This is a genomic window from Kiritimatiellales bacterium (assembly GCA_041656295.1).
Taxonomy (GTDB): domain Bacteria; phylum Verrucomicrobiota; class Kiritimatiellia; order Kiritimatiellales; family Tichowtungiaceae; genus Tichowtungia.
Map to the genome: position 1 here is coordinate 1 of JBBADV010000041.1, position 6,520 is coordinate 6,520.

At 52.9% G+C, this 6,520-nt stretch carries 6 protein-coding genes; all 6 read right to left on the minus strand.

The genetic code is table 11. The annotated features are described in order from the left end of the window. A partial coding sequence (locus tag WC959_12800) for a DUF3604 domain-containing protein (GenBank protein MFA5689994.1) occupies positions 1-1,200 on the minus strand: 1,200 nt, incomplete at its 3' end. Positions 1,201-1,286: 86 nt separating this feature from the next. Continuing rightward, complete coding sequence (locus WC959_12805; protein ID MFA5689995.1) at positions 1,287-2,726, minus strand: sulfatase-like hydrolase/transferase; 1,440 nt, start codon at positions 2,724-2,726, stop codon at positions 1,287-1,289. Between the two features lie 28 nt (positions 2,727-2,754). Beyond that, a complete protein-coding gene (locus tag WC959_12810; GenBank protein MFA5689996.1) occupies positions 2,755-3,036 on the minus strand; it encodes a hypothetical protein in 282 nt (93 codons plus the stop codon). Positions 3,037-3,063: 27 nt separating this feature from the next. Continuing rightward, complete coding sequence (locus WC959_12815) at positions 3,064-4,527, minus strand: sulfatase (protein MFA5689997.1); 1,464 nt, start codon at positions 4,525-4,527, stop codon at positions 3,064-3,066. Between the two features lie 48 nt (positions 4,528-4,575). Then, the gene (locus tag WC959_12820; GenBank protein ID MFA5689998.1) at positions 4,576-5,454 is read right to left on the minus strand and encodes a sugar phosphate isomerase/epimerase; all 879 of its coding nucleotides are present in this window, start codon (positions 5,452-5,454) and stop codon (positions 4,576-4,578) included. A gap of 53 nt (positions 5,455-5,507) precedes the next feature. Then, on the minus strand, positions 5,508-6,520 hold a 1,013-nt coding region (locus tag WC959_12825), incomplete at its 5' end, for a sulfatase-like hydrolase/transferase (GenBank protein MFA5689999.1).

The window sequence follows — 6,520 nt, forward strand, 5'->3', positions numbered from 1 at the left end:
TTCGCTTTTGGTGACGAAATGCACGGACCGCTCACCGGTTTTTTCCCAGTGCGACGTATAGTATTCGCTTTCTCCACCAGCCTGTTCAACCGGCGACACAACTTCGCGTCCGCGAAAGCGCGGTTCGACATTCAGAATTTTTCCGGCGCTGATGCCGAAGTCAACTTCCCACGACGTAATTTTTTTGCGCTCGCCCCAGCCGAGCTCGAGATAAAGTTTAGTGCGGATGATTTTGCCGACCGGCGCCGGTTTCACATCGCATTCAGAAAAGCGCCGGAAAATCTGATTGTTTTTTACAATATCTACATAGTCGATGGCGCCGCCGGCGCTGACGTCGAATTCAATTTCGCGTGCGCCGGAATTTTGCAGAACAGAACCCATTGGATTGCCGTTGATACTGAATTTTAGCGCGATGCGGTCGCCGGTGATGGCATACGTCCGGCGCGCACGAATGGCGTTCCAGAGGGCGTCGCGCGTTTTACTTTCCGCCCAGACGCCGGTGGCGCCGTGGCCGTAGCTGCCGGGATGCCCGCTGTGATGATCGGTACAGCCGAGAAAACCGAAAATTTTTCCGGCGGCGAGTCCGTACTGCACAGTGCTTTCCCAGTCGGAGCCGCCCATAGAGTGCAGAAACGGGCGCGTGTTTTCGCTGGTTTCGGAACAGCCATGCATGGAGATGAGTTCCACGTTCTGTTCAATTTCCGGCGCGAATGTTTCCCAGTTAATGCCGCGTGTGCCGCGCCGGTAGGCGATGTGGTGCGGAAAACTCATGACGTCATTTCCGGCGGCGTTGAGCGCGTTCAGGCGGTTATACAAATCCGGCAGACTATCGGCATAGAGAATTTCGCCGGCGAGTTCTTTATAAAAAATGGTACGATCACCGTCGGAATTCATGTGAATTTCGAAGCCGGGGAAAATGATCGTTTTTCCGGCGCGGTCATGGGCTTTCAGTGTTTCAAGTATTTTCAGCCAGCCGGCTTTGAGGCGCGCAAAACCTTCTTTATGAAAATCAATGATATATTGAATGCGCTCGTCCGGCGCCGGCATATCGGGCCAGTGCGCGTGTCCGGTAACGGAGCAAAAGTCGAGCTGTTCCTCCGCATTTTTGAGCGCATCTTCGAGCGGGCCGTGTCCATAGGAAATCCTGCAGTGCGTGTGCAGATCACCGAAATACGGATTCAGATTTTCATACGCTTTCATTTTCTAATACTTTTTACTTTCCATGATTTGCCGATGTTAAATCACTATATACTTAAGATTTAACAGCTTTGGTGATACTGATCACTTCACGCCGGCTCACAGGCTTCGTCCGGATTATATGAAACATGCGCCATCGTAGTATTGTGCGGCCGTCCGGCAATCAGTCTTCCGTCCGCAACAAACCCTTCCGGGCGGCCTGCCAGTTTTTTTATCAGCCGTTGACGCCAAGCGGCCAGGATTTCCGCCCGTTCCGGAGCTTCCACAAGATCCGTCAGTTCATAAGGATCTGCGTCCAGATTGAACAGCTGCTCTATGCCGGTTCCTGAGTGCCAGATATATTTCATCTGCCCATCCGTCAGCAGATGCCAGGTCAGACCTTCATCATTCGCATGCTCAGCGTGAATAAATTCGCGCGCGACAGATTCCCCATGGAGTGACGGTACAAGACTCCTCCCCTCAACCGATGCTGGAATTTCAACCCCCGCAAGCTCCAGTACGGTCGGCATAATATCTTCCAGACTGACCGCTGCCGAAACTGCAGTTCCGGCAGTAAAACCGAATTTGTCCGGCGCATGAATCATCAGCGGCACACGTACCGCACCTTCATATGGTCGCCCTTTTCTGAACATATAATGATCGCCCAGCATTTCACCATGATCGGCACAGAAAATGATAATTGTATCTGCCGCGGTTTCCCGATCCAGGCCGGACTGCGGTGAAAGCAGACGGCAGATCTGATCATCAATATGGTTAATCATCCCGTAATAACCGGCCTGGCAGTTAGCCAGCACGTCTCCTTCCAGACACGTTACAGCGGAATCCACCGGCAGGCCGGCCCCGTTATTTTCCGGCCGGTGCGCCCAGCTGCCGATATGCGGCGGATGACTTCCGGCACGCAAATAACGGGTCATATAAAATTCCGGCGGATACAGCGGTGGGTGAGGCCCGGCAAAACTTGCAACCAGCAGAAACGGACACTCCGGATCGCGCCGTTCCAGAAAACGCAGCGCTGCATCAACAGTCCGGCAGCTTGGGTGAAGTGCTTCCTCCAGGTGCCACGGCCGCGCAGTGCGCCCGTTGGCGTTCAGACCGTGACTCCAGCTTGGATTATAACTATACCCCGGAAGGCGGCCGGCATACAGATCATCGGGATGAACATCTCCGGTATGCAGCATTTCATCAAACCCGTAGCGTTTGCGGCGCGGGTGTAAATGCATATCGCGACCAACGAGCTGTGTCTGATATCCTGCTTTTTTCAGTTCTCCCGGCAGGGTCGCCGCCGGATACCAGCAACACCCTTCTTTGTTGCTGAGCATGCCGTGTGTCGCAGGAAACTGACCGGACATAAAACTGCGGCGCGCCGGAATTGAAACCGGACACGGCGAGTAGGCATGGCGAAACCGGATCCCTCCGGTCGCCAGCGCATCCAGATTCGGCGTTTGCAAAACCGGATGGCCTTCAATGCCTAGCGCATCACCGCGAAACTGGTCGCACATTATAATTAAAAAATTCGGTCGTCGTTTCATTCTATAAAACTCCTATTTTGTAAGTTCCTTAATATCTAAAAGCAGCCGCATCCATCTTTACCGCACCGGGGGACATCATGCTGGAACTCCAATACCGGTAATTCCCCGCGTTGTATACGTCAGCGTCAGACAATAGAAAAATGTCAGCGGATGAGCTTTGCGAATTTCTGTCAATAGCTCTTCGCTGCTGATAGACGTTCAGCAGAATTTCCGCCCATGAAAAATCATTTACGCCAATCAGCAGTGTAATTAAATCAGTTCGGTTCCACTCGGCCAGCATTGTTCCGATTATGCCAATGACTGTTTTCATATTCATATCAGTTCGGTTCTATTCAATTTAAAACAGCATCGGCATGACGCCGTATTTCGGATTCGGGTTGCGCGGCGGAATCGCGGCGCCGGTTTCTTCACGCCAGGCGTCGAGTTCCATTTTCAGTTTTTCGGCAACCACCGGGAGACTTTCCGCCAGATTATGTTTTTCGCCGACGTCAGCACGCAGATTATACAGCTCAATATGATCGTCTTCGAAAAAATGAATGAGTTTATAACTACCGGAACGGATGACGGCGGACGGCGACTGACGTCCCGGTCCGCCGGGCTTACCGGGCAGATAGCCGGGCGAATACCAGAAAATTGAACGGTCGCTCAACAAATTTCCGGCACCGGAAAACAGCGGCATTAACTCTGCACCATCGAGCAGATCACTGGTTTTATTCACCGGCGAACCGGCGGCGGCGGTAAACGTCGGAAAAAAATCGAGATTGATGACCGGCGTTTCACACACGCTGCCGGGCTTGATAACACCCGGCCAGCGGGCAATCATCGGTACACGGATTCCGCCTTCGAAAAACATGCCTTTTACACCGCGAAGCGGTGCATTCGACGTACGCGCGTCGCCGCCGTTATCGGACGTGAAAACGACGAGCGTGTTTTCGCGCAAGCCGAGTTCGTCCAGCCTGGCGAGGATTCGTCCCATGCTGATATCGAGCGACTCCACCATCGCTGCGTACACCGGATCTTTATGCCGCACGCCGGCAGGTTTATTTTTATATTTTTCAACCAGCGCCGCCGGCGCTTCCGGTGGGACGTGCACCAGAAAATCGGAGAGGAAGAGGAAGAACGGGCGGTCGCGGTTTTCTTCAATAAAACTGATCGCGCGGTCGGCAAGATAATCGCTCAAATAGAGATCTTCCGGCAGATTGCCGGGCGCCGGCCAGATGGATGCTTTATAATGGCGCGGCCTGCACAACGCCAGATCGTCAAATCCGCGGATTTCATCTTCAAAGGCATCCAGCGGAACATTGCCGCCCCAGCCGACGTGCCACTTGCCGAACAGCGCCGTTTTATAACCGGCTTTTTGCAGCGCCGTTCCGATTGTCTCGCAATCCGTTCCAATACCTTTGGCATTTTCCGGCGCGAGCAGCAGATTTTCATCCCAGTCCGGACCGTTCATCACAGAACCTGCCCAGCCCGGCGTCCCTTTGTCAAACCGGTGGCGGCTGCCGACGGTGTAGACGCCGTGACGCGGGATATACTGTCCGGTGATTAAGCTGGCGCGCGACGGCGCACAGTTCGGCGCGGCGCTGTAAGCATCCGTAAATTTCATTCCGTCACGACAAAGCTGATCGAGATGAGGTGTTTCATGAAAATCGCTGCCGAACGCCGCGAGGTCTGTCCAGCCGAGATCGTCCGCAAACAAAAATACAATATTCGGCGAGCGCGTCTCTGTTTCTTTGCAGCCGGACATCAGCAGGCAGCTGGAAGAAATTACGGCACCGTAAATTAACCGGTCAGCTTTCATAACATTTTCTCTTTCGCGTCACGTATTACTTAATATTTTTATCGGCGGTTAATTCATCATTGCCAGAATACGCTCTTTCATTTCAGCGGTGGTTTGCACCGCTTTTTCGGCAGTAGGTTCATAAATTTCGGAGATAAGCGGAATAAGCCGGTTTTTCTCTTTCAGTTTTTCTGCAATTTTTTCCAGATCCAGACAAAGACCGTAACCGAACGCACGATGCGCTGTTCCCAGCGCCGCATTTTCCGCCCAGTTGATTACGTCGTGCATGTGCATTTCAATCAACCGATCGCCGCAAAAATCAATCCAGTTTAAAACGGTCTGCGTATCGCCGCGCCCTTCCGGCGCAAATTTATTGGCCGCCATTACAGCATGGCCAACATCGAGCAGCAGTCCGAACTGCGCATCCGGAATGCGCTCAAGCAGATTTACATTGAATGACTCATACGCCAGCTTGATATCCCATTCTTTCGCCTGCTCCAGAATGGACAGAATGAATTCCACATTCCGGTCTTCCACATAGCGCGGCGAAACAACGGACAGCGCCGGACGTCCTTGATGATACGTCATCCACTTGGCGCCCAAATCGTACGCCAGCTCCAGTGCTTCGCGATACTGTTTTTGCGACTCCTCACGAATACCGGGATTCACCGCCGCAATATTCAAATCGAGCGGCGTGCCATGAATGGTCAGATTTTTGATGTGCCCCAGTTTTTCACGCAACCGTTTCCGGTCGTCCTGACTGAACGTACGCGGCCAGACGCCGGCGTGCGGAATCATCCACGGATTGCCGACGGCCGCCTCGAAATCACCCAGATGAATCTCCATGCAGGTCAGACCGTATTTTCTGGTCAGCTCCGCAGCGTCCCAGATATCAATACCGGTCAGCGTATTCGTTGATACACCGATGAAATCTTCCATCAAATCCATAATCTCTCTGCTATTTATCGAGCTGCTTTCTTCACACGAGATCTAACAATATTTTATTTCGTTAACTTGATCGCGTCCTTGATTAATTTGATCGCGTCGCTGCCGGTTTTATATACCTTCCGGCGGTAACCTTCCGGCAACTCATTAATACGTTCCTGCAGAACTTCACCGCCGCGCGGACTGTCCTGATAAATCAAGCCGCAATCCGGATCATCCAATCCTAAATCCGGCGCCGGATATTCTTTCCACCCGCCGTTTCCGGATGCGTATTCAATGCCGTCGTTTTCTAAAATCCCGGTGAGCTGTTTCCGGAACGCGGCGGTTTCCGCCGGCGCATCCATAATTTTTTCCTCGGTACTTAATGCATCGCCGCTGATGTCGAGCAGCAGTTCTTTGCGGTCGGCGGCGCTGTAGACATATTTCCGGTCGCGCGTCGCCAGCATATAAAGCCCGAGATCTTTTTTCTGGAACTGACTCATGACGGCACGATCTTTTTCTGCGCCGGCGGCAATGGTTGCGAGATCAGAACCGTGCACACCGGAATGATCATCTGCAATTCCGGCGGCGGCGAGGAATGTCGGGCGAATATCGAGCAGTGACACCGGGGTGTCGCACTGTGTGCCGGCGCGGAAATTTTTCGGCCAGCGCACAATCAGCGGGATGCGTACCGACGCATCAATCATAGAGCGTTTGCCGACGCTGTTATAATCGCCAAGCAGCTCCCCGTGATCCGATGCAAACACAATCAGCGTATTATCTATTTCATCTCCGAGCGCTGCCAGTACACGGCCGATATTATAATCTATGAATGATATACAACCCAGATAGGCCGCACGCATGGTGCGCAGCAGGTTTTCGTCGATGCCGGCGTCACGCCATTTATAGCGGTTTTGAATTTTGTTCCAGAGGGTTAAAAATTCTGCTCCGTCTTCGGGACGATACGGATGTCCAACTTCCTCTGGACGGTAGAGTTTTGACCACGGCGCCGGCGATTCAAACGGCGGGTGCGGTTTAATCCAGCTCGACCACAGCATGAACGGACGGCTTTTGTCGCGGCGGTTTAAAA

Bases quoted from the DNA above. Each gene is read 5' to 3' on its own strand.
- WC959_12805 (MFA5689995.1), bottom strand. From the start codon at position 2,726: ATGAAACGACGACCGAATTTTTTAATTATAATGTGCGACCAGTTTCGC.
- WC959_12810 (MFA5689996.1), bottom strand. From the start codon at position 3,036: ATGAAAACAGTCATTGGCATAATCGGAACAATGCTGGCCGAGTGGAAC.
- WC959_12815 (MFA5689997.1), bottom strand. From the start codon at position 4,527: ATGAAAGCTGACCGGTTAATTTACGGTGCCGTAATTTCTTCCAGCTGC.
- WC959_12820 (MFA5689998.1), bottom strand. From the start codon at position 5,454: ATGGATTTGATGGAAGATTTCATCGGTGTATCAACGAATACGCTGACC.